Origin of the sequence: Paenarthrobacter nitroguajacolicus, from assembly GCF_051027655.1 — a bacterium.
Taxonomy (GTDB): Bacteria; Actinomycetota; Actinomycetes; order Actinomycetales; family Micrococcaceae; genus Arthrobacter; species Arthrobacter nitroguajacolicus.
On record NZ_CP073234.1, the window covers coordinates 638,845 to 663,083 of the forward strand.

Annotated in this window: 27 protein-coding genes; 23 read left to right on the forward strand and 4 right to left on the reverse strand. The window is 61.4% G+C overall.

Annotated elements, in window-relative coordinates:
• The first annotated feature begins 15 nt into the window (after nucleotides 1-15).
• From KCX59_RS03255 to KCX59_RS03275, 5 genes are read left to right on the forward strand one after another with little or no spacing between them, the layout of a single operon-like run.
• Nucleotides 16-1,692, forward strand: coding sequence for a glycerol-3-phosphate dehydrogenase/oxidase (locus KCX59_RS03255; protein ID WP_179020040.1), 1,677 nt, complete (start codon nucleotides 16-18; stop codon nucleotides 1,690-1,692).
• Entirely contained in the window at nucleotides 1,689-3,215 is a 1,527-nt protein-coding gene (locus tag KCX59_RS03260) for an FAD-binding oxidoreductase (protein WP_179020038.1), read from the forward strand. The genes KCX59_RS03255 and KCX59_RS03260 overlap by 4 nt, the downstream gene beginning before the upstream one ends.
• Nucleotides 3,216-3,254: 39 nt before the next feature.
• Nucleotides 3,255-3,836, forward strand: coding sequence for a glycerol-3-phosphate responsive antiterminator (locus tag KCX59_RS03265; RefSeq protein ID WP_178996715.1), 582 nt, complete (start codon nucleotides 3,255-3,257; stop codon nucleotides 3,834-3,836).
• Nucleotides 3,837-3,869: 33 nt separating this feature from the next.
• Nucleotides 3,870-4,175 carry a putative quinol monooxygenase gene (locus KCX59_RS03270; RefSeq protein WP_091465124.1) on the forward strand — a complete coding sequence of 102 codons (306 nt, stop codon included), beginning with the start codon at nucleotides 3,870-3,872 and terminating at the stop codon, nucleotides 4,173-4,175.
• On the forward strand, nucleotides 4,153-5,283 hold the full coding sequence (locus KCX59_RS03275) for an alcohol dehydrogenase catalytic domain-containing protein (RefSeq protein WP_179020036.1): 1,131 nt from the start codon (nucleotides 4,153-4,155) through the stop codon (nucleotides 5,281-5,283). The genes KCX59_RS03270 and KCX59_RS03275 overlap by 23 nt, the downstream gene beginning before the upstream one ends.
• 77 nt (nucleotides 5,284-5,360) lie before the next feature.
• Here KCX59_RS03275 and KCX59_RS03280 read toward each other — a convergent pair whose 3' ends face one another.
• Entirely contained in the window at nucleotides 5,361-7,004 is a 1,644-nt protein-coding gene (locus KCX59_RS03280) for a chitobiase/beta-hexosaminidase C-terminal domain-containing protein (RefSeq protein ID WP_179020034.1), read from the reverse strand.
• Nucleotides 7,005-7,331: 327 nt separating this feature from the next.
• Between KCX59_RS03280 and KCX59_RS03285 the strand changes: the two genes are divergently transcribed.
• Nucleotides 7,332-7,787 carry an iron chaperone gene (locus tag KCX59_RS03285; RefSeq protein WP_179020033.1) on the forward strand — a complete coding sequence of 152 codons (456 nt, stop codon included), beginning with the start codon at nucleotides 7,332-7,334 and terminating at the stop codon, nucleotides 7,785-7,787.
• A 10-nt stretch (nucleotides 7,788-7,797) separates the two neighbouring features.
• Here the strand turns inward: KCX59_RS03285 and KCX59_RS03290 are convergent, their stop codons facing one another.
• On the reverse strand, nucleotides 7,798-8,934 hold the full coding sequence (locus KCX59_RS03290) for an AI-2E family transporter (RefSeq protein ID WP_179020031.1): 1,137 nt from the start codon (nucleotides 8,932-8,934) through the stop codon (nucleotides 7,798-7,800).
• A 445-nt stretch (nucleotides 8,935-9,379) separates the two neighbouring features.
• Between KCX59_RS03290 and KCX59_RS03295 the strand changes: the two genes are divergently transcribed.
• The 17 genes from KCX59_RS03295 to KCX59_RS03375 all read left to right on the forward strand — a co-directional run bounded on the left by KCX59_RS03295 (nucleotide 9,380) and on the right by KCX59_RS03375 (nucleotide 23,231).
• Entirely contained in the window at nucleotides 9,380-10,270 is an 891-nt protein-coding gene (locus tag KCX59_RS03295) for an NAD(P)H-binding protein (RefSeq protein ID WP_179020029.1), read from the forward strand.
• A gap of 29 nt (nucleotides 10,271-10,299) precedes the next feature.
• Nucleotides 10,300-11,367: a saccharopine dehydrogenase gene (locus tag KCX59_RS03300; RefSeq protein ID WP_179020027.1), complete on the forward strand. Its 1,068-nt coding sequence runs from the start codon at nucleotides 10,300-10,302 to the stop codon at nucleotides 11,365-11,367.
• On the forward strand, nucleotides 11,364-11,978 hold the full coding sequence (locus KCX59_RS03305) for a TetR/AcrR family transcriptional regulator (protein WP_179020025.1): 615 nt from the start codon (nucleotides 11,364-11,366) through the stop codon (nucleotides 11,976-11,978). Before KCX59_RS03300 ends, KCX59_RS03305 begins: the two co-directional genes overlap by 4 nt.
• 154 nt (nucleotides 11,979-12,132) lie before the next feature.
• Nucleotides 12,133-12,501 (forward strand): alpha-L-fucosidase, encoded by a 369-nt coding sequence (locus KCX59_RS03310; protein WP_256871808.1) that lies wholly within the window; start codon nucleotides 12,133-12,135, stop codon nucleotides 12,499-12,501.
• 23 nt (nucleotides 12,502-12,524) lie between these two features.
• Nucleotides 12,525-12,935: an alpha-L-fucosidase gene (locus KCX59_RS03315; protein WP_256871795.1), complete on the forward strand. Its 411-nt coding sequence runs from the start codon at nucleotides 12,525-12,527 to the stop codon at nucleotides 12,933-12,935.
• A gap of 80 nt (nucleotides 12,936-13,015) precedes the next feature.
• Nucleotides 13,016-13,228 (forward strand): hypothetical protein, encoded by a 213-nt coding sequence (locus KCX59_RS03320; RefSeq protein WP_434122624.1) that lies wholly within the window; start codon nucleotides 13,016-13,018, stop codon nucleotides 13,226-13,228.
• A gap of 97 nt (nucleotides 13,229-13,325) precedes the next feature.
• Complete coding sequence (locus KCX59_RS03325; protein ID WP_434122625.1) at nucleotides 13,326-14,777, forward strand: HNH endonuclease; 1,452 nt, start codon at nucleotides 13,326-13,328, stop codon at nucleotides 14,775-14,777.
• A 365-nt stretch (nucleotides 14,778-15,142) separates the two neighbouring features.
• Nucleotides 15,143-15,697: an RNA polymerase sigma factor gene (locus KCX59_RS03330; protein ID WP_091465136.1), complete on the forward strand. Its 555-nt coding sequence runs from the start codon at nucleotides 15,143-15,145 to the stop codon at nucleotides 15,695-15,697.
• Nucleotides 15,694-16,650 (forward strand): hypothetical protein, encoded by a 957-nt coding sequence (locus tag KCX59_RS03335; protein WP_179018898.1) that lies wholly within the window; start codon nucleotides 15,694-15,696, stop codon nucleotides 16,648-16,650. The genes KCX59_RS03330 and KCX59_RS03335 overlap by 4 nt, the downstream gene beginning before the upstream one ends.
• A gap of 89 nt (nucleotides 16,651-16,739) precedes the next feature.
• Entirely contained in the window at nucleotides 16,740-17,165 is a 426-nt protein-coding gene (locus KCX59_RS03340; protein WP_179018896.1) for a CoA-binding protein, read from the forward strand.
• Between the two features lie 138 nt (nucleotides 17,166-17,303).
• On the forward strand, nucleotides 17,304-18,110 hold the full coding sequence (locus KCX59_RS03345; protein WP_243836665.1) for a polysaccharide deacetylase family protein: 807 nt from the start codon (nucleotides 17,304-17,306) through the stop codon (nucleotides 18,108-18,110).
• 49 nt (nucleotides 18,111-18,159) lie between these two features.
• The gene (locus KCX59_RS03350) at nucleotides 18,160-18,600 is read left to right on the forward strand and encodes an MmcQ/YjbR family DNA-binding protein (RefSeq protein ID WP_179018894.1); all 441 of its coding nucleotides are present in this window, start codon (nucleotides 18,160-18,162) and stop codon (nucleotides 18,598-18,600) included.
• 64 nt (nucleotides 18,601-18,664) lie between these two features.
• Nucleotides 18,665-19,291, forward strand: coding sequence for a hypothetical protein (locus KCX59_RS03355; protein ID WP_179018892.1), 627 nt, complete (start codon nucleotides 18,665-18,667; stop codon nucleotides 19,289-19,291).
• Nucleotides 19,292-19,467: 176 nt separating this feature from the next.
• Nucleotides 19,468-20,877 carry an N-acetylglucosamine/diacetylchitobiose ABC transporter substrate-binding protein gene (ngcE, locus tag KCX59_RS03360; protein WP_091465145.1) on the forward strand — a complete coding sequence of 470 codons (1,410 nt, stop codon included), beginning with the start codon at nucleotides 19,468-19,470 and terminating at the stop codon, nucleotides 20,875-20,877.
• Nucleotides 20,874-21,899, forward strand: coding sequence for a carbohydrate ABC transporter permease (locus KCX59_RS03365; protein WP_178993249.1), 1,026 nt, complete (start codon nucleotides 20,874-20,876; stop codon nucleotides 21,897-21,899). Before ngcE ends, KCX59_RS03365 begins: the two co-directional genes overlap by 4 nt.
• On the forward strand, nucleotides 21,899-22,792 hold the full coding sequence (locus KCX59_RS03370; protein WP_091465147.1) for a carbohydrate ABC transporter permease: 894 nt from the start codon (nucleotides 21,899-21,901) through the stop codon (nucleotides 22,790-22,792). Before KCX59_RS03365 ends, KCX59_RS03370 begins: the two co-directional genes overlap by 1 nt.
• A gap of 118 nt (nucleotides 22,793-22,910) precedes the next feature.
• Nucleotides 22,911-23,231 carry a putative quinol monooxygenase gene (locus KCX59_RS03375; RefSeq protein ID WP_179018890.1) on the forward strand — a complete coding sequence of 107 codons (321 nt, stop codon included), beginning with the start codon at nucleotides 22,911-22,913 and terminating at the stop codon, nucleotides 23,229-23,231.
• A gap of 123 nt (nucleotides 23,232-23,354) precedes the next feature.
• Here the strand turns inward: KCX59_RS03375 and KCX59_RS03380 are convergent, their stop codons facing one another.
• Entirely contained in the window at nucleotides 23,355-23,879 is a 525-nt protein-coding gene (locus tag KCX59_RS03380) for a flavin reductase family protein (protein WP_179018888.1), read from the reverse strand.
• A gap of 1 nt (nucleotide 23,880) precedes the next feature.
• The gene (locus KCX59_RS03385; protein ID WP_091465153.1) at nucleotides 23,881-24,237 is read right to left on the reverse strand and encodes a cupin domain-containing protein; all 357 of its coding nucleotides are present in this window, start codon (nucleotides 24,235-24,237) and stop codon (nucleotides 23,881-23,883) included.
• Nucleotides 24,238-24,239: the final 2 nt, after the last annotated feature.

Here is a 24,239-nt window from a genome sequence, read left to right on the forward strand (position 1 = left end):
CAGAAAGACAAACACATGATCTCCATGCCCGCACGCAAGCCCAAGCTGGATCGAGCCAGAATGGTCACGGACACGCCACTGAAACTGGACCGAAAGGAGCAGCTGGACGCCCTTGACGGCGGTGAGTTCGACATGATCGTCGTCGGCGGCGGCGTCACGGGAGCCTACACTGCGATGGACGCCGTCCTTCGCGGCTACCGGGTTGCGTTGCTGGAGAAGGACGACTTTGCTTCGGGCACTTCGTCAAAATCCTCCAAGATGATTCATGGCGGCCTTCGCTATATCGAACAAGGAAATCTGCCCCTTGTCCGGCACTCACTCCTGGAACGCCAGCGGCTGCGCAAGAACGCCGCCCACTTGGTGCAACGGTTGCCCTTCCTGTTCCCCGTTCTCTCGCAGGACGGCGTCTTCGACCGCCGGCTGGCGGCGGGTTTCGAGAGCCTGCTGTGGACCTACGACCTCGCCGGTGGCTGGCGGGAAGGCGTCCTGCACCAGAAGCTCAGTAAAAACGAGGTGCTGGCCCACTGTCCTACCTTCAAGGCCGAAAACCTTGAAAGTGGCTTCATGTACTACGACGCGCGCGCAGATGACGCCCGGCTGACACTTGCGCTGGCCAGAACAGCGGCCTTCCACGGTGCCACGGTCTTGAACGGTGCCAAAGTCAGCGAAGTGACAAGGCGCAGCGGCAAGGTGGACGGTGTGGTCATCGAAGCAGACGGCCGGGAACTTGCCGCACGCGCCAAAGCAGTCGTCATCGCCACCGGCGTCTGGCTCCGGGACTGGACCGGCGCCGCCAAGGACGCCGATGCTCCGAGCATTCGCCCGGCCAAAGGTGTTCACATCGCAGTGCCCTGGAGCAAAATCCGCAATGACTGTACTGTGACCATCCCTGTCCCCGGCAGGAACCGCCGAGCCACCATTACCCGGTGGGGAAACACCTCGTACCTCGGGACTACCGATGAGGACTACACCGGCGATCTGGATGACGTGAATTGCACCCGGGACGAGATGGACTTTCTGTTGGACGGTGCCCGAACCGCGCTGAACATGGACATCGAGGCAAGCGACGTACTCGGCAGCATAGGTGGTTGTCGTCCATTGGTGGCACCGCCCGGCGGCAAGACAATTGAGGTCAAGCGCAACCATGAAATCCGCACGGACCACGACGGATTGGTGACAGTAGTTGGAGGGAAACTGACGACCTCCCGGCACATGGCGCAGCAAACAGTGGACGCAGCGCAGAAGGTGTTGGGCCAGAACCGTCGCTGCCGGACCTCCAACGCCTACCTCCTGGGTGCTGCGGGCTACGACACCGAAGCCGTCGTGGCGTCGGGGGGCCTCGCCTCCCACCTTGGTGAGAGATACGGCACGGAGGCCAGGTTCGTGACGGACATCCTTGCGGAGGATCCGTCGTTGAACACCCCCATCGTTGAAGGCCTGCCCTATGTGGAGGGGGAAGTTATCTACGCGGCGCGCCACGAGATGGCTCGGAGCGTGGATGACATCCTCTCCCGCCGAACCCGGGCGCGGATGATGGCCCGGGACGCCTCCGCGGCGGCGGCAGCGAGGGTGGGCGAGCTACTCATGAAGGAACTGGACTTACCGGCCAGCATCGTGGAAGCCCAAGTGAATGACTACAAGAACCAGACATCGTATGAACGCGCAATCCTGATGGGAGACAACCGGAAATGATCAGCAAGGAAGCCGTCAAAAGGGGCTACAACAGAGGTAATTACACCGTAGGGGCACCCACCCAGCCGCACTATGCCGCCAGCCTTGGTGCACTTCCGGGCGAGCCGTACTACACCTCGGCAAGCCCCTGTGTGGTTGACGGAGCGACGTTGGAACTGCTTGCTGCCGCAGCAGAGAAGGTGGTGACCGACGTCGGGCTGGTCCGGGACGGTACCCGGGACTGGTGGGCCGGAACCATGATCGCCGAAACGAGTGGACACCCGGCAACCCCCGACGCCGTAATCGTGCACGTCTCCAGCACTGAGCAGGTGCAGGCCGTCATGCGCATAGCCCACGCGAAGAACGTTCCCGTGACGGTATCGGCAGGCCGGAGCAACGTCACGGGGGCGGCGTTGCCTGTCTCCGGAGGAATTGTCCTGGACGTCTGTGGCTTGGATAAATTCGTCTCCTTCGATGAGACCAGCCAGATCGTCGAGGTGGAAGCGGGTGTCTTCGGCGACGTTTTCGAAGAGACCATCCAAGCCCGCTACGGCATGACAATGGGGCACTGGCCCTCGTCATATGCGATCAGCACTGTGGGCGGTTGGGTTGCCTGCCGCGGGGCCGGACAACTCTCCACCAGGTACGGCAAAGTTGAGGACATGGTCTATGGCATGGACGTTGTCCTGGCCAATGGTGATCTTGTGACCCTGGGCGACAGCGCCCGCTCCGCCGTCGGCCCGGACCTCCTGCAACTGTTCATCGGCTCCGAAGGCACCCTCGGAGTTATCACCCGCGTACGTTTCAAATTGCACCGTCTGCCGAGTTACGGCCAAGCAATCGCCTACGGTTTCGATACTTTCGCGGGCGGACTGGAAGCCTGCAGGCAGATCATGCAGCAAGGCGGAACGCCGGCTGCGCTCCGGCTGTACGACGCTTTGGAGAGCGGCGTGCAGTTTGGCCTGCCCGACACCAACGTGCTGCTGGTGGCGGACGAAGGGACGGGCGAACTGGTTGACGCCGGGCTGGCCGTTGCCGAGCGGATCTGTGCTTCCACAGGCACCCGCTTGGACGGCGATGCCATTTTTGAGCGCTGGCTGGACACCCGGTACTTGACGGGAAAGAGCGCCGAGGGCTTCAAACGGAGCCCCGGATTCGTGGCCGACACCTTGGAGATGATTGGCCCGTGGAGTGCCCTTCCGGCGATCTACGCGGAGGTTGTTGAGGCCATCAACAGCGTCCCTGGCACCCTTGCCGGGTCGGCACACCAATCCCATGCCTATGTTGACGGCGCCTGCCTGTATTTCTCCTTGCGGGGCGACGTCGATGTTCAGGACCGGGCTGACTGGTATCGGGCAGCCTGGGACGCCGCCAATGAGGTGATCATTCGACACCGGGCAACACTCAGCCACCATCACGGAGTCGGTTTGCTTCGTGCTCCCTACATGGAGTCTTCGCTCGGTAGCGGTTTCGGTGTCCTGCGCACCGTCAAGGCGGCTTTGGATCCGGGAAACCTGCTCAACCCGGGCAAGCTGGGTCTGTGAGTCAGGCCCGGGCAGGCGTCCATGGAGCAGAATTAGCTGATGATTGATTTCCCGCCGGAGCTGGAAGTGCAGCTCACAAGGAACCCTGTGATTGCTTCGGTGTTCGGGGCGAACTCGATACCGGGGTTTGTCATGTCCGACTGCAGAATCTGCATTCTGGCGCACTTGGAACTGCACGAGCTTGACGGTGCCCTCAAGGTGTTGGATCGAGCGGGTAAATTCACTTTCGTCAACATGGATGCCTGCGCGGGCCTCGGGCAGGACAAGGGTGCTCTTGAATACCTGAGGAAGATCGGTACCCGCGGCGTGGTGAGCACCCGGACTGCAATGATCCAGCGGGCGAACTCCATGGGCATGGTGACCATGCAGAAGGTATTCGTCACGGACCGATCCAACCTGCCCCGGAGCACGGTGGCCATAGAACAGAGCAAACCGCATTTGGTGCAGCTCATGCCATGGCCAGTTGTGTCCCATCTGTCCGCGGGTGAGCTGAAGGGCTTATCTCCGTTTGTTGCCGCCGGTTTTGTGGCGACGGCGGCCGATGTTGCCCAAGCGCTCAAGGAAGGTGCCAAGGGCATATCCACGAGTGCCGCTGAGTTGTGGGACCTCGCCGTCCGATAAGCGGAATCTACTAAGAAAAAGAGGAATGTGAGCATGTCCGGAACCTATTTTCAGGTGATCGCGCATTACCACGTCAGGGACGGTGAAGAGGGTGCAGTGGCTGGCTTCCTCAGTGAGCTTGCCTTGGCCAGCAGGACTGAGCCAGCCAACCTGTCCTACGACTATTTCCAAGGTGTCGAGAACCCGGGTCACTTCGTGATCCTTGAGCGTTATAAAGACGAGGCAGGGTTTGCCGCGCACCGGGAGTCAGTCCATTTCCAGGACATTGGCTTCCAGCAGATCATCCCGAGGTTGGAACGCCGGCGCGTGGAAAGCTATGAAGGGGCGGACGTTGCTTAGCGCGGTCCTTCATCGTGCTGGGGCCACCCGCCCTTACGCCAACAGCAACCCCTTGGTTCTTGAGGACTTGCCGGTGCCGGATCCTCGTCCCGGCGAAGTTCTGATCAAGATCGAGCGCGCCAGCTTGTGCCACTCTGACTTGTCGGTGGTTGACGGATCCCGGGAAAGGCCGCTGCCCATGGCGCTCGGGCACGAGGCCGCGGGCATCGTGGTTGATACTGGCGCCGGCGTGGATGACCTCGTGCCGGGTGACCGTGTGGTTGTGGTGTTCGTGCCAAGCTGCGGAAGGTGCCGTTCCTGCGCAGCCGTCCGTCCGGCGTTATGCCACCGGGCCGCAGAAGCCAACGGGCGCGGGGACTTGCTGCACGGTGAGGCCGCGCTGAAAACCGTTGACGGCAGGCGGATCAACCATCATCTGGGGGTTTCTGCCTTTTCCGAGTACGCCGTCGTTGCCCGTGAATCCTTGGTAGCCATAGACAATGATGTTCCGTGGGATGTTGCCGCGATGTTTGGCTGCGCAGCGCTGACGGGGATCGGTGCGGTGCTTAACACCGGGGACCTCCACCCGGGGCAGTCGATAATCGTGTTCGGTTTGGGGGCCGTGGGCCTGATGGCAGTCATGGCAGCCGCTCAGGTGCCCGGTACCACTGTTATCGCCATCGACCCACTTGAGGAAAAGCAGCAGCTGGCATTGCAATGCGGTGCGGGGTTTGCCGGTCCGCCGGAATCAGCTGCAGCGCTTGTCGCGGAGCACGCCGGGCAGGGCGTTGATATGGCCGTCGAGGCCGTTGGCAGCGCAAAGGTTATGGAGTCCTGCCTTGGCCTCCTGGACCGTGGTGGCGCCCTTGTATCCGTGGGGCTGCCACATCCGGACCAGCAACTAAACGTCCAAGCGCTGCAGTTCGCCGGCAGGGGTATCCGGCTTTTGGGCTCCTACATGGGGGACTCCGTGCCTGCCCGGGACATTCCCGCCTACCTGCAACTCTGGAGGGACGGAAAGCTACCGCTGGAACTACTGCACACCGACACCAAGCCGCTGGCGGAGATCAACGAAGGCCTCGATGCGCTTGCCGACGGGCGTGTGGTGCGAAGGCTCTTCGTAGCGTGATGACCTTGAGGGCCTGAGTCCGGTGCAATGCCGTGTTCAGGCCCTCTCGGCTGAGGATCCTATGTGGCCAGGCTGGTCTACGCGATGGCCCTGACGGTCGCCGGGGAAGTATTGCCCTGGGCGTCGACCGCGATCACTTCCGCTCGGAAACTGGAACCATCCCGCTTCACGGGCAGAGGTACGTCCAGGACGGATGGTGCCGGGACCACATCAAAGCGATTAGCGAGCTTGGTGTCCAGGACCGGGTCGTTGCTTCCTTCGCGTGTCACACGGATCCTGTAGTGGTGCACCATCTCGTCGTCAGTCGCTTGGTGGATGCGCAACGTTAGATTCCCATCCTCTCCGGCGACGGCCTCCAGGGGTTGACCCTGGGGCCACGTTGGGCCGGATGTGTTGCGGTTCGCGTCCGTGTAGGTGAACGTCTCAACGATCTTTTTGCTGTCCCCGCGGGTGCTTACTTCCCACGCCTCACCGGCCAGCGTGCCATCGGACAAGTACGGCGGCTGCCAGTTGGCGGACCATTTGCCGTCGGTGTAAATGTCATGGAGATCGGCGTTGAAATTGATGCGGTTGATGACTGTGCGGCCGGGGTAGACCTCGACGGCAACGGCCTGGGCTGTGGGGGTTTCAAAGCGGTTGGCCAGTTGACCCTCAGCCGTGAGCATTTGATAGCCGTGGTCGATCTCAATGTAGGAAGAGCTGGAGTCATTCACTGCAGTGAATGACTTTTGGTGAATGGATCGAGGGTCGTTCAAGTTGAGGTGCGAGTGGCCGGAGAAGTAGATCGCTTGAGGGAATGCTGAAAGGTCCTGGGTCAGTCGTGGATTGCTGGTCTGCTGACCATCCATAACGGTTCCCGGGATGGGCCGGTGACCTTGGATGATGACCGGCAGGTCCCGGTATCCCGGGTCCGCAGTGATGCCAGTCAGTTGCTCCCGCAGCCATGCGCCCTGTTGGGTGGAATAGTTCTCCGTGTTGACGGTGATCATGGGAACTCCGTTGACTTCGGTGCGGTAGTAACCGCCACCGGAGTCGGGGAACCACTCCTTCGGGTACCCAGCGCGGAGTTCGGCCAGCGTTGCGTCATGGTTTCCGTACGACATAAAGACCTGGGTGTCGCCCATGCCCTTCCGCTCGAGATTCTCGGCGAAGATCCTCTGCACGATTTTGTGGTCCTGGCCGCGGCCGTTCCAATTGTCGTTGATCATGTCGCCATTCGAAAGGATGGCGTCGGGGGTGCCAAGCACATTCTTGATGGTGTCGAAATAGGATGCCCAACGCTTTCGGTCGCCTTCGTAGTCGCCAACGTGTACATCGGACATGACCATGAATCGGGCTATGGGTTGTTCGCCGTTCCTGATGAGGTAGCCCTCGCTGGAGACAGCTCCGGGCTGGCTGCCCTTGAAGGCCCGGGCCGTGAGATTCATGTCTTCCGTGATCTGGATCGGCTTGCCGGCAAAAGTGGGACTGGCCTTCGTAGGGATGGTTCCGTCCGTCGTGTAACGGATAGTCTCTCCGGGGGCTGCGTTCAATCGGACCGAGACCGATTCTTCGTAACGTCCACCGTCGACGCTGAAGGTCGGGGCCTCAGGCGGTTCGTGCGGCGATGCCACTGCAGGCTGGGCCATTGGCAGCAAAGCAACGGCCATGAGGGCAGACATTGCTGCGAAGCGAGTCACGGTAGAGGGGCTTTTAGGTTTGGCGGTGTCTACATCAGGCATTGATGCTCCGTAATCCGGTGCCGTGCGGGTGCGCGGCTATTGGTGGTTGTGGTCCCCTCAAGGATTTAGTGGATGGGTATATGCAGGCCCAACCAGTCATGAACGGCAATCATGCGTATGGGGAAAGTTGTATGTACAGGTTTTGTGCCTGTGAAGCGCGACTCAGGGCTACTTCTCTGGCGGGATCGGACCCCTCCGCCGCGGGGTTGTCGATACTAGTCCCCATCCTCGTCAGTCAGATCGAGCAGTTTCGGAGAAGCTGCCCTGGCCGCCGAGACCTATCGTTGGGTTATCCGCAAGAAATCCAGCAGAGAAGAGGGGCCTGCCATGGCTGAGACCGGAACCACTGACAAGACCAAGTCCTACGACGGCTTCACGGAGGAAGAACGCGCCGCGATGAAGGAGCGCGCACAGGAACTCAAGAAGGCACCACGCAAGAAAGCAACCAAAGCCGACGGCGAGGCTGACGTCATGGCCAAGATCGCTGAGATGCCCGAGCCGGACAAGCTCATGGCCGAGCGCCTCCACGCAATCGTCAAGGAGCACGCCCCGGAGCTCACACCCAAGACCTGGTACGGCATGCCGGCCTATGTCAGGGAGGGGAAGAACATTGTCTTCTTCCAGAGCTCACATAAGTTCAAGGCACGGTACGCCACGCTGGGCTTTGAAGAGAACGCGAAGCTGGACGACGGAGCCATGTGGCCCACGTCCTTCGCCCTCACGGAAATCACGCCTGAGGTGGAGGCCAGGATCGTGGAACTCATCAAGAGGGCGCTGGGTTAGGGCAGCGCTCTTACGTCGGCTGGCTGTTGACGGGCGGGAGATCCGGATTCATGGGTTCGAGGTCCGGGTCTTCCGCCGTCCAGACTTGAATGATGGCCCACGTGACGGCCGCAATGGGTACCGCCAGAACGGCACCGATGATTCCGGCGAGGATGGTGCCTGCCGTCAAGGCCATCAGGATGACCAGTGCGTGCAGTTCCAGGGACTTGCCCATGACGACCGGTTGAAGGAGGTCACCTTCGAGCTGGTTGACGGCGATCACTACGATGATCACGATCAGTGCCACTATGGGCCCGTTGGCCACGAGTGCCACTAGGGCCGCCAAAATACCGGCCACTGTGGCACCGACCAAGGGGATGAACGCGCCGATGAACACGATGATGGCCAAAGGGATGGCAAGCGGAACCTGCAGGATGAGCAGTGCAGCGCCGATGGCCACCGTGTCCACCAACGCCACGATCGCCGTACCCCGGACGTAGCCACCAAGGACCTCCATGGTGCGCTTGCCGACGCGGCGAAGCTTGGCTTCGCGCATTCCTTTGAAAGGCCGCAGGAAGAATTCCCAGATTTTGGCGCCGTCCTTGAGGAAGAAGAACAGGATGACAACCACAAGGCTGGCGCCCGCCAGGAACTCGGTGACCACCGACAGCCCTGTGACTGCGCCGGACCGTACCTGGCTGCTCTGCGCAAACTCCACCACCGCTTCGCGGGCCTGGTTCATCTGCTCCCGGTCTATGGGGAAGGGGCCGGTCAGCAGGAAGTTCTCGAGTTCGTCCAGCCCTCGCGCTGCCTGACTGATCAGCTCGTTCCATTGGCTGCGCACTGACAGTACGATGACAGTGATAACTCCGCCGAGCACTATCAACAGGCCCAGGAATGCGACGCCGGTGGCCAAGCCGCCGCGCCAACCGCGACGTCGCAGCATATTCACGAAGGGGCCGATGGCGGCGGCCAGGATCAGCGCGATGAGTACCGGGATGACCAACAGTCGAATTTGCAACAGCCCGAAGATTGCCACCACTGTCAGGGTAAGAACGAGCAATATCTGGCTTGCCCGGATGGCCGTCCGGCCCAATGAGTCTTTCCAGAGATCAGGTTTGTATTGCCTGCGCACGGATACGGGCGCTGTTTCTTGGGACGACGTCATGGTGGCTCCTGTTCGTTCGCATCGGTCAAACCGACGAGATCAAACATAAGCCTACTGACTATTTCCTTGGCGTGGGAACGCGCCGCGTTGAAATGGTCCGGCTAGTGAGTTGGATCCGGATGCGGCGGAACAGGTCCTGGATCAGGAACCGGAGACGGGCCCGGGGTGGGATTCGGGTCCGGAATAGGGCTCGGCGGGAACGGCGTAGTGGGATCCGGCGGTGGCGGGACAGGTCCAGGATCCGGGGGAGATGGCTCGGGCTCGTGAGTTGGAGGCAGTGTCATGATCTCTCCTTTGCGTACTCAGGGTATTGCTCCGGCAGATACCAGAAGCCTACTCCCGGTTTCTTTGTCAGTCACAGGGCATGCTTCCTCATCTGCGGACAAAAACGGACCGCAATACTGGCTACCGTGAGGAACAGGGAGACTACCTGGAGGTGCGGAACATGCGAATTGCAGTGACGGTACCAACCGGTCATGTTGGCCGTCATCTTGTGCCAATGTTGATCCGGGCCGGAGTGAGGCCGCTGGTGCTACTCCGGAATCCGGACGGACTGGCTGCGGATATTCGATCCGAAGTTGATGTGGCAAGAGTTGACTTGCTCGACGGCGACGCCGTGGCCCGGGCTGTATCCGGCGTCGACTCCCTTTACTGGGTGGACCCGCCTCCGGCGGGCGATAATCCTCTGGCCGAGTACAACCTGGCCGCCGCCAGTGCGGCGCGAGCGGTCACCGAGGGTGGCGTGGACAGAGTGGTTTTTCAGAGCAGCGTTGGAGCCGAGAAGCGGCACGGTGTGGGCGAAATCGACGGACTCGCCGCCACGGAAGTCGCGTTGAACGCGACGGGCGCCGACGTCCTCCATCTGCGCTGTGGCTACTTCTTCACCAATCTTGAGTACCAGCTGGACGAGATTCGAGCAGGGATGCTCCAGGTCCTCCTTCCTGTCACCCAACCCATGGCCTGGGTGTCGCCCCGGGATATCGCCGGGGTGGCAGCCGGGCGCTTGTTGTCAGGGGAGTGGCGAGGGCGGGGGGTCCAGGCCGTTCACGGACCGGCTGATCTTTCATGGCAGCAAGTTGCCCGAATTATTGCCCAGGCTTTGGGGACGCCCCTCGATGTGGAACGGATTCCCGAGGAAGCAATGCGAGGCACCTTGGAGAGCTTCGGGGTGAGTGCAGCGCAGATTGATTCCCTGGTAGGCATGTCAACAGGCTTCCTTGGCGATTTCACGCCTGAGCAGCCGAGGTCCGTCCACAGCACAACGCCCACCACTTTGGCCGAATGGGCCTATGCCGAGCTGAAGCCACGGGTTGAGGAGCCTGCCGGCGTGAAATAATTTTAGGTCAAATGACCTAGAATGATTTCATGAACGACTTCCTCGAACTCGATACAACTGGCCCCGTGCTGATCGCCGGCGGCTACGGCACCGTCGGAACAGCGCTAACCCGACTCGCAGCAGCCGAATGGCCCCTGCTGCTGACGGGGAGGAACCCTGATCGCGGCAGCCATTTGATCAGCAGCAACGTTCCCGGTGAGCAACAAAAAGTGACAGTGCAGAAGTGGGACCTCCAACAGGCGGAGCCGTTCGCCGCCAAGGTCCGGGCAGTCATCAGCGCCGTCAATGACCCCGATGACAGGGTGCTCCGCGCTGCCGTCGGCGCCGGGATTCCGTATGTTGACGTCACCCGTTGGACCAGCCGCGTTACCCGGGCACTCACCCAGGCCACCCTCCTGCGGCCAACCGCTCCTGTACTGCTGAGCTCGGGTTGGATGGGCGGGGTCACCAACATCGTCGCAGCAGCCTTGGCCCAGGATGCAGGCGGCGGGGACCAGATCGACGTCGCAATCCGTTACGACATCAACGATCAGGCAGGAGCCGATTCAGTGGACTTCATGGACCGGCTGGGACTGGACTATGAAGTACGCAAAGGCGGTCAGGCCGCCGTCGTACGCCCCCTGACTTACGCGCGCTGGGTGGACATTGCCGGGCACCGAACCAAGGTGGCGCGGCTAGACACACCTGAACAGTTCACGTTGCCACTGACTATCGGTGCGGGATCGGTGGCAACCCGGATTGGGTTCAGTTCCAATACATCCACGACGGCGTTGCTCGCCGCGCGTGCGGTGGGACTGTTCCGCTGGGGTAGCGGGGAACGGTGGGCGCCGCTGCGTCGCTCGTTGCTGTATTCGCCCGGCTCAGGCGGAACGGCACATATACGCATAGATGTGAAAGGTCCGGCCGGAACACGAACTGCGGTTATTTCCGATCCGCAAGGCCAGGCGCATTTGACCGCGCTGGGTGGGTTGCTGGGTCTGCACACAGTGCTTGCAAAGGGCGCGAGGGCCGGCGTTTCGTTCCCCGAATCCGCACCGGATCCTGTGTCCCGGCTCGCGGAACTTGAGTCACACGGTGTGACAATATTGAGGGCATGACCGAAAGCAAGGGCGCCCTGCGAAAGGCGGCGCTCCTTGACGCTGCGGAAGAAGTTCTGGTCACCAAGGGCAACGCCAACGCGGCAATGCGGGACTTCGCCGCAGCTGCCGGAGTACGGATCGGGCACTTGCAGCATTACTTCCCTACGCGGGCAGACCTGGTCCGGGCGGTCCTTGAGCGAAGCCTGGAGAGCTCATTGCAGCGGCTCGCGGAGGAGGCCGGGCTCGACCTTGGTGCAAGCTCGGTGGAAGGCCTGACCCGGGATGATTCGCGTCGGCTTCTGACGGCACTGCTGCACGAACACTCCGCCCTTGAGGACGTGAAGATGCACCTGGAGATCTGGGCCTTGGCCTCCGCGGATCAGCAGGCGGCAAATGCGCTGAGGAGTTTCTATGCGCAGTATGCGGCTCATGTGGGCGGCATTGTGCGGCGGGGGAGGCCGGACTTACCGGAGCCGGAACTTCACGGTGTCGCTTCCGCGATCGTGAGCCTCTTCGAGGGGGCGGCTGTGACACGCTCGGACATCGCGGGCTTGCGAACTGAGCCCGGTGACGAAGCCATCATCCGCACGGCACAATGGTTGATCCACGGACAGGAACCCGCCCAGTGACTCATCTTGTGCCCACTCCGGCCCAACTCCGCTGGCAGCAGCTGGAGTTCGGCGTCTTCATCCACTTTGGCATCAAAACCTTTGCCGGCAAGGAGTGGAGCGACGGCACCGTTCCGGCGTCGGATTTTAACCCGACGGAACTCGACGCCGGCACCTGGGTTCGCACGACGAAAGAGGCAGGTGCGAGGTACCTGATCCGACCGCCAAGCACCACGACGGATTCTGTCTTTGGCCGACGGCAACCACTGACTATTCAGTTACGTCCTCGCCGTGGCGCGCCGGGGAAGGGGACGTCGTCCGCGAAGTGGCGGACGCCTGTGCGGAGCAGGGGATCGGTCTGGGTCTCTACCTGTCCCCATGGGATCGGAACGCTGATTGTTATGGCGACCCCGCCGCCTACGACGATTTCGACGTCCAGCAACTCACGGAACTCTGCACGGGCTACGGTCCGCTCATGGAGTTGTGGTTCGACGGCGCAGGCTGGTGGGTCGTGAGTATGACTGGGATCGGATCATCGCTGTAGTTAAGGAACACCAGCCCCACGCCATGATCTTCAACATGGGCCAGCCCACCATTCGCTGGGTAGGTAACGAGAACGGACTGGCGTCTGATCCCGTGGACCACGTTGTGGACCGCACATCCGACACCCAGTACACGGACTCCAGCTCCGGGCTGCATGCCGAACAGTACTTGCCGCCGGAATGCGATGTCTCCATCCGTCGCGGCTGGTTCTGGCATCCGGACGACGAACCGAAATCCGTGGAGCACCTGCTTGCCATCTATTACCAATCGGTGGGAATGGGTGCGAACCTCCTCCTGAACCTGCCTCCCGATACCCGTGGACTCATTCCGTCGAGGATTCCGCGAGGCTCAAGGAGTGGAAGGCTGAACGGGATCGTCGTCTCTCCGGTGCTGTGGAAGCGTCGGTTGAAAATCACGACGGCGGAGCGACCCTGAGGTTTCCGGCTCCCGTCACGTTCAACCATCTGGAGCTGGTGGAGGACTTACGTTCCGGACAGCGAATTACCCGTCATGTGGTGTCCAATGATGGAGCCGACCTTCTGGACGCGATGACTGTGGGCAACCGGCGGATCCACCAGCTACCGGCTAATACTGCATCGGAGTTGCATGTGAAGGTATCGGGTGACGGCGGACGCCTGGTCGCCGCACGGGTTTATGGAGGCGCTTTGGAGGCTGGAGTCCCAGCCATCCCCGAAGGCTACGAAGCCCCAACGGACGCGCCGGAATAGTTCTCCGTTCCCTTCTGTACGCCGACCTGTACCCCCGAAATGCTGTGGCCGGTTGCCGGGAGCTAATAATGTCGGTGGCTGCTGCCAGAGTTAGGGCATGGAGCGGATTGGGGATAAGCAGGCGGGCGCGGTGGTGGCGGATGCGCTTGTTCCTGCCTCGTCTCTCGGCCTGACGTCTCGGGTCCCGACGCGGGCTAACGAGGCGCGCGCTGTCGGGCTGGCCAGTCCAGGCCTTGGCGACTCTAAGCCCGGTACGGCCCCGGCGGGTCCTGTTCAGCGCGGCGCGGTTCCAGTCAGCACCGTGAGCAGTGACTTGATCGAGCAGTTGCGGGTTTTGGAGGAGATGAAGTCGGCCATTACGGCTTTGCAGGCGCGGGTTGCTGTGGCTTTTGATCTTGCCCGGCGTGCCGAGCAGGCCGAGACGGGTGTTCCTGTTTCGGAGCGTGGCAGTGGGGTGGGTGCTCAGGTGGCGTTGGCCCGGCGGGAGTCGCCGAATCGTGGGTCCCGGTTGCTGGGTTTGGCGAAGGCCCTTGTAATGGAGATGCCGCGGACGTTGGCGGCTCTGAAGTCGGGGCAGTTGAATGAGTGGCGGGCCACGCTGCTGGTGAAGGAGACTGCGTGTTTGTCTGTTGAGGACCGGTGCGCGGTGGATGAGGAGCTCGCTCCCGATACCGGGACTTTTGAGGGGAAGGGCGATAAGGCGATTGTTGCGGCGGCGAAGGCTGCTGCGTATCGGCGGGATCCGCGGTCGGTGGTCGGGCGTGCGAGCCGTGCCGCCGCTGAACGGATGGTGAGCCTGCGCCCGGCGCCGGACACCATGACGTACCTGACGGCGCTGCTTCCTGTGGCCCAAGGGGTGGCGGTTTACGCTGCTCTTTGCCAGGCTGCTGATTCGGCCCGTTCCAGCGGGGATGCGGGCTCTGGTGTTGTCCCGACCCGTGGTCAGGTCATGGCCGATACCTTGGTCGAGCGCGTTACCGGCACACCTGGCGGGATTTCAGGGATCAACCTGGACCTTGTCATGACCGACCGCACCCTGTTCCAAGGCGACAGTGAACCAGCCCGGCTCAAGGGCTACGGAATAGTCCCGGCCGAATGGGGAAGGGAAATAGTCGGTTCGGGGCGAACCGGCAAAGATCACGCGGGAACGCTGGATGCAGAGTTCAGTGTCTGGCTTCGCCGGCTCTACACCGCGCCGGCCACGGGTGAGCTCCTGAGCATGGACTCCAAAGCCCGGCTCTTCCCGACAAGGCTTCGGCGTTTCATTGAAACCCGCGACGATACCTGCCGGATGCCGTACTGCGATGCGCCCATCCGGCATATCGACCATGTTCTTCCTTGGCGTTCCGGAGGGAAAACGAACCTCGCCAACGGTGCAGGTCTGTGCGAGGCGTGCAACCACACCAAGGAAAACCCCGGCTGGACCAGCAAAACCGTCCATGCCGACGTGCACGGGGGTACGCACACCCTGGAAATCAGCACCCCCACCGGACACAGCTATCAATCGAAAGCCCCACCCTTACCCGGACACCGCCCCTCCAGAACATAGACATCCGCCGCAGATGTCCTAGTGCTGCCCACCTCAATGCGCCTGCAAAAAACTTCTGAAAAAAGTTCGTAGCCCGCGTAACCCTTTGGGGTGCCGCGACGATTACGTCATTGAAAGGGCCGAGCTGGAATTTGTCCCCCATCATGTTCCAGCTCGGTTCTTCCTTGTTTCGGGAGAGTTTGATCTCCGGGGAGGTCTAGGAAGGTTTGGCCTCCGGCGAGTTGGCCGGGGAGTTGGTCGGGGTAGCGGGTCCTTCCACGGAAGCGGCGCGGAGAGCAGTTACCCTTGGTGGGGTCGTCCGTTGGTGACAAGGCGGATGTCCAGGCCCAAGTAACGGACCTGCCGCCGATCGAAAGCCTCATTCTGTGACCGACGCATTGACCGATGAAGCGCTACATGCACTCAAGGGCAATAACGCGGAACTGTTCGGCGCCGTCTACCAGACTTATGCCGGCCAGGTTCTCGGCTATCTGACGGCCAAAGGTGTGCAAGACCCGGAAGCAATCACCCAGGACGTGTTCTTGGCAGTTCTGCCCCGGCTGGATGACATCAGCGGCGGGGTTCACGGCCTCCGGACCTTCATCTTCTCGGTGGCTCATGCCCGCATGGTGGACGAGCATCGGAAGCAAAGCAGGGCACCGGAACACCACGAGTTTGAGCCGGAACGGGATACTCGGGAAGCGAGTTCCGCGGAGGCGGAAGCCATGGGTCTTTTGGCGCCCAAAGAGGTCATGAGACTTCTGGACTACCTTGGTGACGACCAGCGGGAGGTCTTGACGCTTCGAATCGTGGCAGGCCTGACCGTTGAACAGGTTGCCGACATCATGGGGAAATCCGCCGGGGCAGTGAAACAACTGCAGCGGCGGGCACTTATTACGCTCCGTGAGCACTCGGCAGTAAAGGAATACGTGTCGCCATGACATACAGGGATAGTGAACGCGAAGCAATCGTGGACGAGCTGCTACTCGACGCCGATGCTGTCATTGCCACTGATGCTGATGCTGATGCCACGTCCGGCGTCCGGCAGGCGCTCCTCTCACTGGGTTCCTTCGCCGACCTTGCAGCCCCAACACCTGGTGCGGAGCTTTCCGCCATGCTGGCTGGTCCGCACGATGAAGTCTCCAAACGTCGCTGGAGGCACAAACACCGCACGGCGGTAGTGAGCGTAGCCGTGGTGGCAGCGATGGGCCTGGGCGTCAGCGGTGTTGCCGCTGCCAGTTCCGGCTTCACCCGGAACCCTTCCTTCGTTGATGAACTTCTGGGCAACGTCCGGCCTCAGCCAGTGGCCGACGCACCGGTATTGCCGATTCCCGACGCCCCGCGCGTCAGCACGGAACCTGCTCCTGTTGTGGATCCTGCAGCTGTTCCACCGATCCCAACCGCTTCATCCATACCCGTGCCAAGCCGCGTTGAACGTACCCAAACTCCCGCACAGGCACAGGCACAGGCACAGGCACAGGCACAGGCACAGGCACAGGATGTGCTTCCCGTCCCCGCTCCCGCCGCTGCCCCCGAAGCACCAGCAGCGGCCGGCCCCGCACAGAGCGGCTCCACGCCGGGCAGTGCCACGCAGAGCGGCTTCACGCCGGGCAACTCCGCGCCGGGCGGCTCCACACCGGGCAGTGCCACGCCGAACCTGCAGACAAAGCCGGCCCCGATCAAGGCGGAGAAGCAGCACGCCGCTAAGCCTGATGCGTCACTGCAAGGTGCCGGGAAGCCGACGCCTGCTTTGCCGGGATCGGACGCCATAAAACCCGCGCACGTGCCTCCCGTTTTGGGCAAGCAACTGACGGGCAAGCAACTGACCGACAAACAGTTAAGGACAGCTGCGGACAAGTGGAAGCAGTGGCTTAAGCACGGCGACCGACGCTAGGAAGGGACCGGCCGACTGAAGGAAACCATGCCTAACGTGCAGGATATTCGGCAAAACTGCTCGTGGAAGGCCGGGAGTAGGCTTGGGTCATGATGCATGTCAACGATCCGGCCGTCGTCGAGCGGTTGATGCGAACAAAAGGCACCTGGGCCATCGTTGGCCTCAGCACCAACCCGTGGCGCTCCGCGCATGACGTCTCGCTGTACGTCCGGGACACCATGGGGATGGAGATCATCCCCATCAACCTTAAGGGCGAGGACGTGCACGGCGAAAAAGGGTATGAAACCCTCGCGGACATCCCCGAGGCCAGGCACCCCATCGATGTTGTTGACTGCTTCGTGAACTCCCAACGCGTGGGCGCAGTGATTGACCAGGCGATTGCGATCGGCGCCAGGGCTGTATGGCTCCAGCTCGGCGTCTTTGACGACGACGCCGTGCAGCGTGCACGTGAGGCCGGACTCGACGTGGTGGTCAACTCCTGCCCGGCACGTGAAGGCTGGCATTACGGCCTGTGATTCGGGGACACATTCCTCTGCTAGATTGCAGCTGAATCATTTCTTGAGTCTTGGGGGACAATCATGTTCGGTGGCCATTCTGCGGTGCCTGTTTCCACGCCCAGCAGACGGGCCGTCTTCAGTGTTTTAGGCGCTTCCGTGGTGGCCGGATTGACGGCGTGCACTGCCGCTGAAAGTTCGACGCCGGCGCTGACGCCCAGTGGCGCTGCTGTATCGCCCGAGGTGCCGGGGGCGAACGGTGCGCTGGCAGTCGGAGGCGAGGTTCCGACGTCGTCCGCTTCTCCAACTCCCACGCCGACGGCCACCAAACGCATCCGCCGCACGTTTATCCCGGATTACCAGCTGCCGCCGATCGTTGGTGGGCTGGCTCCGGTGATCACCAAAATCGAGACCAAGCATCCGGTGGTCTTCCTGACCATTGATGACGGCAACATCAAAACGCCGGAGTCGATCAAGCTCTTGGCGGAGTACGACTATCCGTCGTCGCTGTTCCTCACCAAGGACACCATCGCGGACAACCCGGCTTTCTTTAACGCGTTCAAAGCCCAAGGCAGCCTGATCGAGAACCACACGGTCACTCACAACATCAACATGGTGAGGCAGTGGGGCTATCAGCAGCAATTGAACGACATGGTGGGAATGCAGGAGTACGCGCTCCAGCACTACGGCCGCCGTCCTACGCTTTTTCGGCCGCCGGGAGGCGCCTACTCCAACGTGATGCGCCAGGCCGTTGCTGATGCAGGAATGAAGGCAATCGTTACGTGGGAGGCGAAGGCGAACGCCGGGAAGATGGACTACCAGGTGGGCAACTCACTGCGTCCCGGTGACATTGTGCTCATGCATTTCCGGGCTGAGTTCGCCGCTGACCTCGCTGCTTTCCGCGCTGCCCAGTTGGCGGCGGGACTTGAAGTGGTGCTGCTGGAGGACTTCCTGGGCGTGGCGTAGGCGGGGCATCAACATAGCCCGCCGCCCGGAGCGCCAGTAGGCTCTCCCCATGGATGTTTCCACCCTCCGCTCGATTTGCCTGGGCTTTCCCGGAGCCTTCGAAGACTTCCCGTTCGGTCCCGAGACCTCCGTGTTCAAGGTGCGTTCCGCCGTCGCGGGTGGTTCGCGTCAGGAGGCCAAAATGTTCGCGTTGTCCACCATGGATCCGGACAACTGGTCCGTGAGCCTTAAATGCGAGCCCGCGTTGGCTGAACAACTCCGGGCAGCGAACCCCGAAATCACCGGCGCCTGGCATATGAACAAGACGCACTGGAACGGTGTCCGCCTGGACGGCGCCCTGCCGGATGACATGATCCGGGACATGGTGGAGGACTCGTATGACCTCGTGGTGGCGACGCTGAGCCGCAAGCAACAGGAACAACTTGGCTGGGCCAGGCTCGCAAACCACAGGGCAACTGACAAGCCCGCAAACCCCTCCCCACGGCGCTGACATGGGACTAGATTGATACTGCATACCTAAAGACCTCAGCCTCTGGCTGGTCAGGAGCGGTTTGATGCTGGATCAGAAGACACTGGACCACCTATGGAACTTTCGCGATCCTGCATCTTCCGAGGCAGCGTTCCGCGCCGCGATGGTCGAGGAAATGTACGACGCCGACGAGCGCGCTGAGTTGGCAACCCAGCTTGGGCGGGCCATTGGTTTGCAGGGCCGGTTTGAAGAAGCCGATGCCCTCCTGGACGAAATTGATGACGACGAGCCAACTGTTGGTGTGCGTATCCTCCTTGAGCGCGGTCGGGTTCTTAACTCCGACGGGCGGGCCGCCATGGCTGTGCCTCTCTTGGAGCAGGCGGCGGAGTTGGCGGACCATCTTGGTGAGGAATTCCTGGCTGTCGATGCCCTGCACATGCTCTCCATCGCAGATGCCGCCAACGCCGAAGTGTGGATGCGTAGCGCCCTTGAATATGCGTCCACGGCTCATGATGAGCGAACCAAGCGTTGGATGATTGCTTTGCACGCAAGCCTTGGTGCGTTTCTGCAGGGTAAGAACCGGCTCACCGAGGCTCTGGTGGAGTTCCAGTTGGCCGAACAATGGGCGGCACGACTGGGAACTGAGCGGCAGAGGGCCGTGGCGCGGCGGGCAATCACGGAGTGCGGAAAAGCCCTCGCAGAAGGCCCGTAGAAAGATCACGCTTTGACAAATGTTGATCGAAACTGCCAAGAAAGATTGATTTTCGATCATTCGTGGTGAATTATGTCACAGAAGGTTGGTGCTGCCAGAGCGCCTACCCAGACTGTCTGACTGAACGGCTTTCCCGCCGCAACAGTCGACACTACGAGTCACTGGAGGGTTTAGAAATGAACGTTCAGCACCAGTCCGTCGGACGCCGTGGATTCCTGCGCGGAGCACTCGCAGCAGCCGTGCTCGTGCCTATGGGTGGAACCATTGCTTCCTGTGCCGCAGGTGGCGGCGGCACTACCACCGGCCCCACCGGCACTGTTTCCGACACCAACCCGTTTGGCATGGCGGAGAAGGCAACCCTCGACGCCGTGATCTTCAAGGGCGGCTACGGCATCGACTATGTCGAGTTCGCCGGCAAGATCTTCGAAAAGACGCACGAGGGCTCCACTGCCAAGATCGCCCCGTCCACGGATATCGCCCAGGAGCTCCAGCCGCGCTTCGTCGGTGGTAACCCGCCGGACCTGATCGACAACTCCGGTGCAAAAGCTATCGGCTTCAGCACCATCCTGGCCCAGCTCGAAGACCTTACCCCCCTGGTGGAGGCAAAGAACCTCGAAGGCAAGGTCATCAAGGACACCCTGTACACCGGCGTACTGGCTCCGGGCACTTTCGATGGCAAGCTTGCTGCCCTGAACTACGTGCTGACCGTATTCGCCATGTGGTACTCGGATTCCCTCCTCAAGGAAAACGGCTGGACGCTGCCAAAGACCTGGGATGAGATGTACACCTTGGGCGAGCAGGCCAAGGCCAAGGGCAAGTACCTGTTCGTATGGGGCAAGGAAGCTGCCACGTACTACCAGGAAATGGCGATCGCGTCCGCAGTCAAGGAAGGCGGCGACGAAGTCCGCATCGGCTTGGAGAACCTCACTGCTGACTCGTGGTCCCACCCGGCTATCCAGTCCGTTTTCACTGCGCTGGACAAGATCGTGAAGGCCGGCTTCTTCAAGCCCGGTGGCTCCGGCACCCAGTTCACGGCAGCTCAGGCTCAGTGGACCAATGCCCAGGAGGCCGTGTTCTACCCGTCAGGTTCCTGGATTGAAAACGAAATGAAGGACCAGACCAAGGCCGGCTTCAACATGATGGGCGCGCCCGTGCCCACGGTTACTACAGGCTCCAAGCTGCCTTACACATCCCTCCACAGCGCTGCGGGTGAGCCGTTCATTGTTCCTTCGCAGGGCAAGAACGCTGCCGGTGGCAAGGAATTGCTCCGTATCATGCTGTCCAAGGAGGCTGCGACCAACTTCGCCAAGACGAAACTGGCCCCCACCATCGTCAAGGACACGGTCCCGGCCGATGGCTTCGGCTCCACGGCACTGGTCTCGCAGACCAAGTTGCTCGCTGACGCCGGCGAGGACATTTTCACCTGGAACTTCATTGACCTCTACGGAACCAACAAGGACCAACTGGTGGTCTGGAACAGCTTCCTGGACGGCAAGTCCGACGTCGCAACCCTCACGTCCGCACTGCAGAACATCTCCGACAAGGTCCGTAACGACAGCTCGGTCAAGAAGATCGAAGTGAAGTGACTTCAGTGAAAACTCAGCAGAGCCGGAGCGACGACGGCCTGGCCGCCGTCGTTCCGGCAACGGCTCCACAGCAGGTGGTCAAGCGGCGGCGGAAACCGTTGACATGGGACAAGGTCAGCTTCTTCGCGGTCTTCCTCGGATTGCCGCTGGCGATCTACCTGTTGTTCGTGATTTGGCCCTTCATCCAGGCCTTTGGCTACTCGTTGACGGACTGGTCCGGATTCTCTCCCAACCAGAACTTCATCGGCCTGGAAAACTACACCAAAATCTTCACGGACGACATCTTCATGAAGGCCATGGGAAACAACATCCTCCTGGTCATCTTCCTCCCCATCATCACCATCATCCTGAGCCTGGTGCTCGCATCATTGGTGACGGTTGGCGGCAGCAGCAAAGGCCAGATCAAGGGCCTGCGGAACTCCAGCTTCTACCGGGTTGTGTCGTTCTTCCCCTACACGATTCCGGCGATCGCGATCGGCATCATGTGGGGACAGATCTACGATCCCTCGGGTGGCCTGCTTAACGGCATCCTCACAGGGCTGGGCATGGACCAGTTCAAGGACTTTGCCTGGCTGGGTGACAAGAACACCGCAATGATCGCCACCATGTTCGTGATTGTCTGGGGCTTTGTTGGCTTCTACATGGTCCTGTTCGTGGCTGGCATCAAGGGCATTCCTGCCGAGCTTTTCGAGGCCGCCAGGATCGATGGTGCCGGTCGCTTCCGCACCGCAGTGTCCATCACCATTCCTCTGATTCGCGACAACATCCAGACTGCCTACATTTACATGGGCATCCTGGCTCTGGACGCGTTCGTTTACATGGCGGCACTGAACTCGGGCGGCGGGCCGGACAACTCCACGCTGGTCATGGCGCAGCAGCTGTTCTTTACCGCATTCAGCAAGGGACAGTTCGGCCTCGCCAGCGCCATGGGCGTTGTGCTGGCCGTTGCCACGCTGATCTTCTCCGGATTGGTCTTCCTGGTCAACCGGCTCACCGGCGGCGATAAGGATGTGAGCCTGTAATGAGTACCAAAGTCTCAACTCCGGAAATGAAGTCACTGCACTTCCAGCCGCGGACACCGGCAACCACTACGGGCGACAAAGTGGTGGGAGCGGTCTCGCACACAGCGCTGACCATCTGGACCCTCATCGTCATTCTTCCTTTGCTGTGGACGTTCATGTCCTCCTTCAAGACGTCCAGCGAGATCTTCGCCTCGCCGTTCGCCTTGCCGGGCGAATGGAAGCTGGATAACTACGTCAAGGCCTGGAGCGAGGCAGGCATCGGATCTGCCTTCCTCAACTCGGTGCTGGTGGTGGCCGTGGCACTGGTGATCGTCATGGTCCTCGGGGCCATGTGCGCCTACGTTCTGGCGCGCTACACCTTCCGGGGCAGCCGGGCCATCTACTACCTGATGCTCGCGGGCCTGACCTTCCCGATCTTCCTCGCCATGGTGCCGTTGTTCTTCGTCCTGAGGAACATGGGCCTCCTGAACACCCTGCCGGGACTGATCCTTGTGTACGTGGGCTTCGCGCTTCCGTTCACCGTGTTCTTCCTGTTCTCCTTCTTCAAGTCGCTGCCGCACGAAATCACTGAAGCAGCGGCCCTCGACGGAGCAGGGGAGTGGCGGACGTTCTTCCAGGTCATGCTGCCGATGGCCAAGCCGGGCCTCGCCTCGGTTGCCATCTTCAACTTCCTGGGCCTCTGGAACCAGTTCCTCATTCCGGTGTCCATCAACGCCGCCGGTCCTCGCGTCCTCTCCCAGGAACTCGCGGCGTTCGCCGGCCAGATGGGCTACGCCGTGGACTACGGCGCGCTGTTCGCGGCCGTCAGCGTCACCGTCATTCCTGTTCTCATCGTCTACGTGATCTTCCAGCGCCAGCTACAGGGTTCCGTTTCGCAGGGCACGTCCAAGTAACACGACTAAGCTACAACAGCCTTCGACGGCGGTCCTCACCTTAAGGTGCGGGCCGCCGTCGGGCGTTGACTCTGAAAAGATGGAACGGATTCTGTAGTGCAACGAAAGGCAGCAGCCCGTGATCTTTATTGTGGTCAAGTTCAACGTCAAGCCAGACTGGTCCGAGCGCTGGCTGGACCTGGTGACCGACTTCACCAAGGCGACCCGCGAAGAGCCCGGCAACTTGTGGTTCGACTGGTCCCGCAGTGTGGACAACCCCAACGAGTTCGTCCTGGTGGAAGCCTTCCAGGATGATGCCGCCGATGCCCACGTCAACAGCGAGCACTTCAAGAAGGCCATGGCGGACATGCCGCAGGCCTTGGTGGAGACTCCCCACATCATCAGCCGCCAGTTCGAGGGCAGCGGCTGGGACCGCATGGGCGAGCTGACTATCGACTAGCGGCTGTACCGCATCCACCCACTTTGGAACCACAACCGCCCCCGACACACCTTCCAAGAGGCGTGTCGGGGGCGGTTGTGATTCAAAGAAGGTCGTGGCGGCACAGGCACTCGACCCTACTACTCAGAACATCCAGGGAATCTCGGCATGGCCGAAGTCGCTGAACGAGCCGAAACGGCCGGCTTTGAACGCCAGCACCTCGCCGTCCCGGTCCCGGCACGTGGTGACCTGGCCGAAGAAGACCTGGTGATCTCCGACGTCGTACTGCTGCACCACGGTGCAATCCGCCTGGGCGAGGGCGCCCTTGATGACCGGAAGCCCGCTGTCTGTGACGTCGAAGTCACCGTCGGCGAAGCGGTCCCCGCCGCGGACGGCGAACCGCCGGGCCACTGATTCCTGTTTCGCGCCCAGGATTGATACCGCGAACTTGCCGCTCTCCATCAGTGCCTCTCCGGTCCGGGTACCGAAGTTCAGCGAGATCATCAGGATGGGCGGTTCCAGGCTGATGGAGGTCAGCGAGCTGATGGTCATCCCGTACTGTTCGTCCTCGTGCTGGGTGGTCACCACGGCGACGCCTGTGAGGAATCGGCCCATGGCGCGGCGCATCGCCATGGCGTCGGGGATGGTGAAGGCTGGTGCCAGGCTCATGTCAGTTGCTCCGCTCCGCGTAGTACCGGACCTCGAACATCTTGGCGCCGTTTTCGGAAACCCATGGTCCGTGCTCCATCCCGGGAGGCCGCGTTGCCCAGTCGCCGGCCTTGAAGGTTTTGCCGAGGCGCTGGTCAACGAACGAGCCTTCGAAAATGAAGACCTCTTCCCAGAAATCGTGAGTCAGAACTCCGTTGGGGGAAGTGTCCGTTCCGGGCTCGAACTTCAGGATGCGCGTGACGCTGTCGTTGTCCGAGTCGCGGGCGAGAATGGCCTCGGAGAGGCCCTCAATGTGTGGGTTGCAGGGTGCGAAGTCCACCGAAGATACAGGTGTGAACTCCACTTCTGGCTTTGCCATGG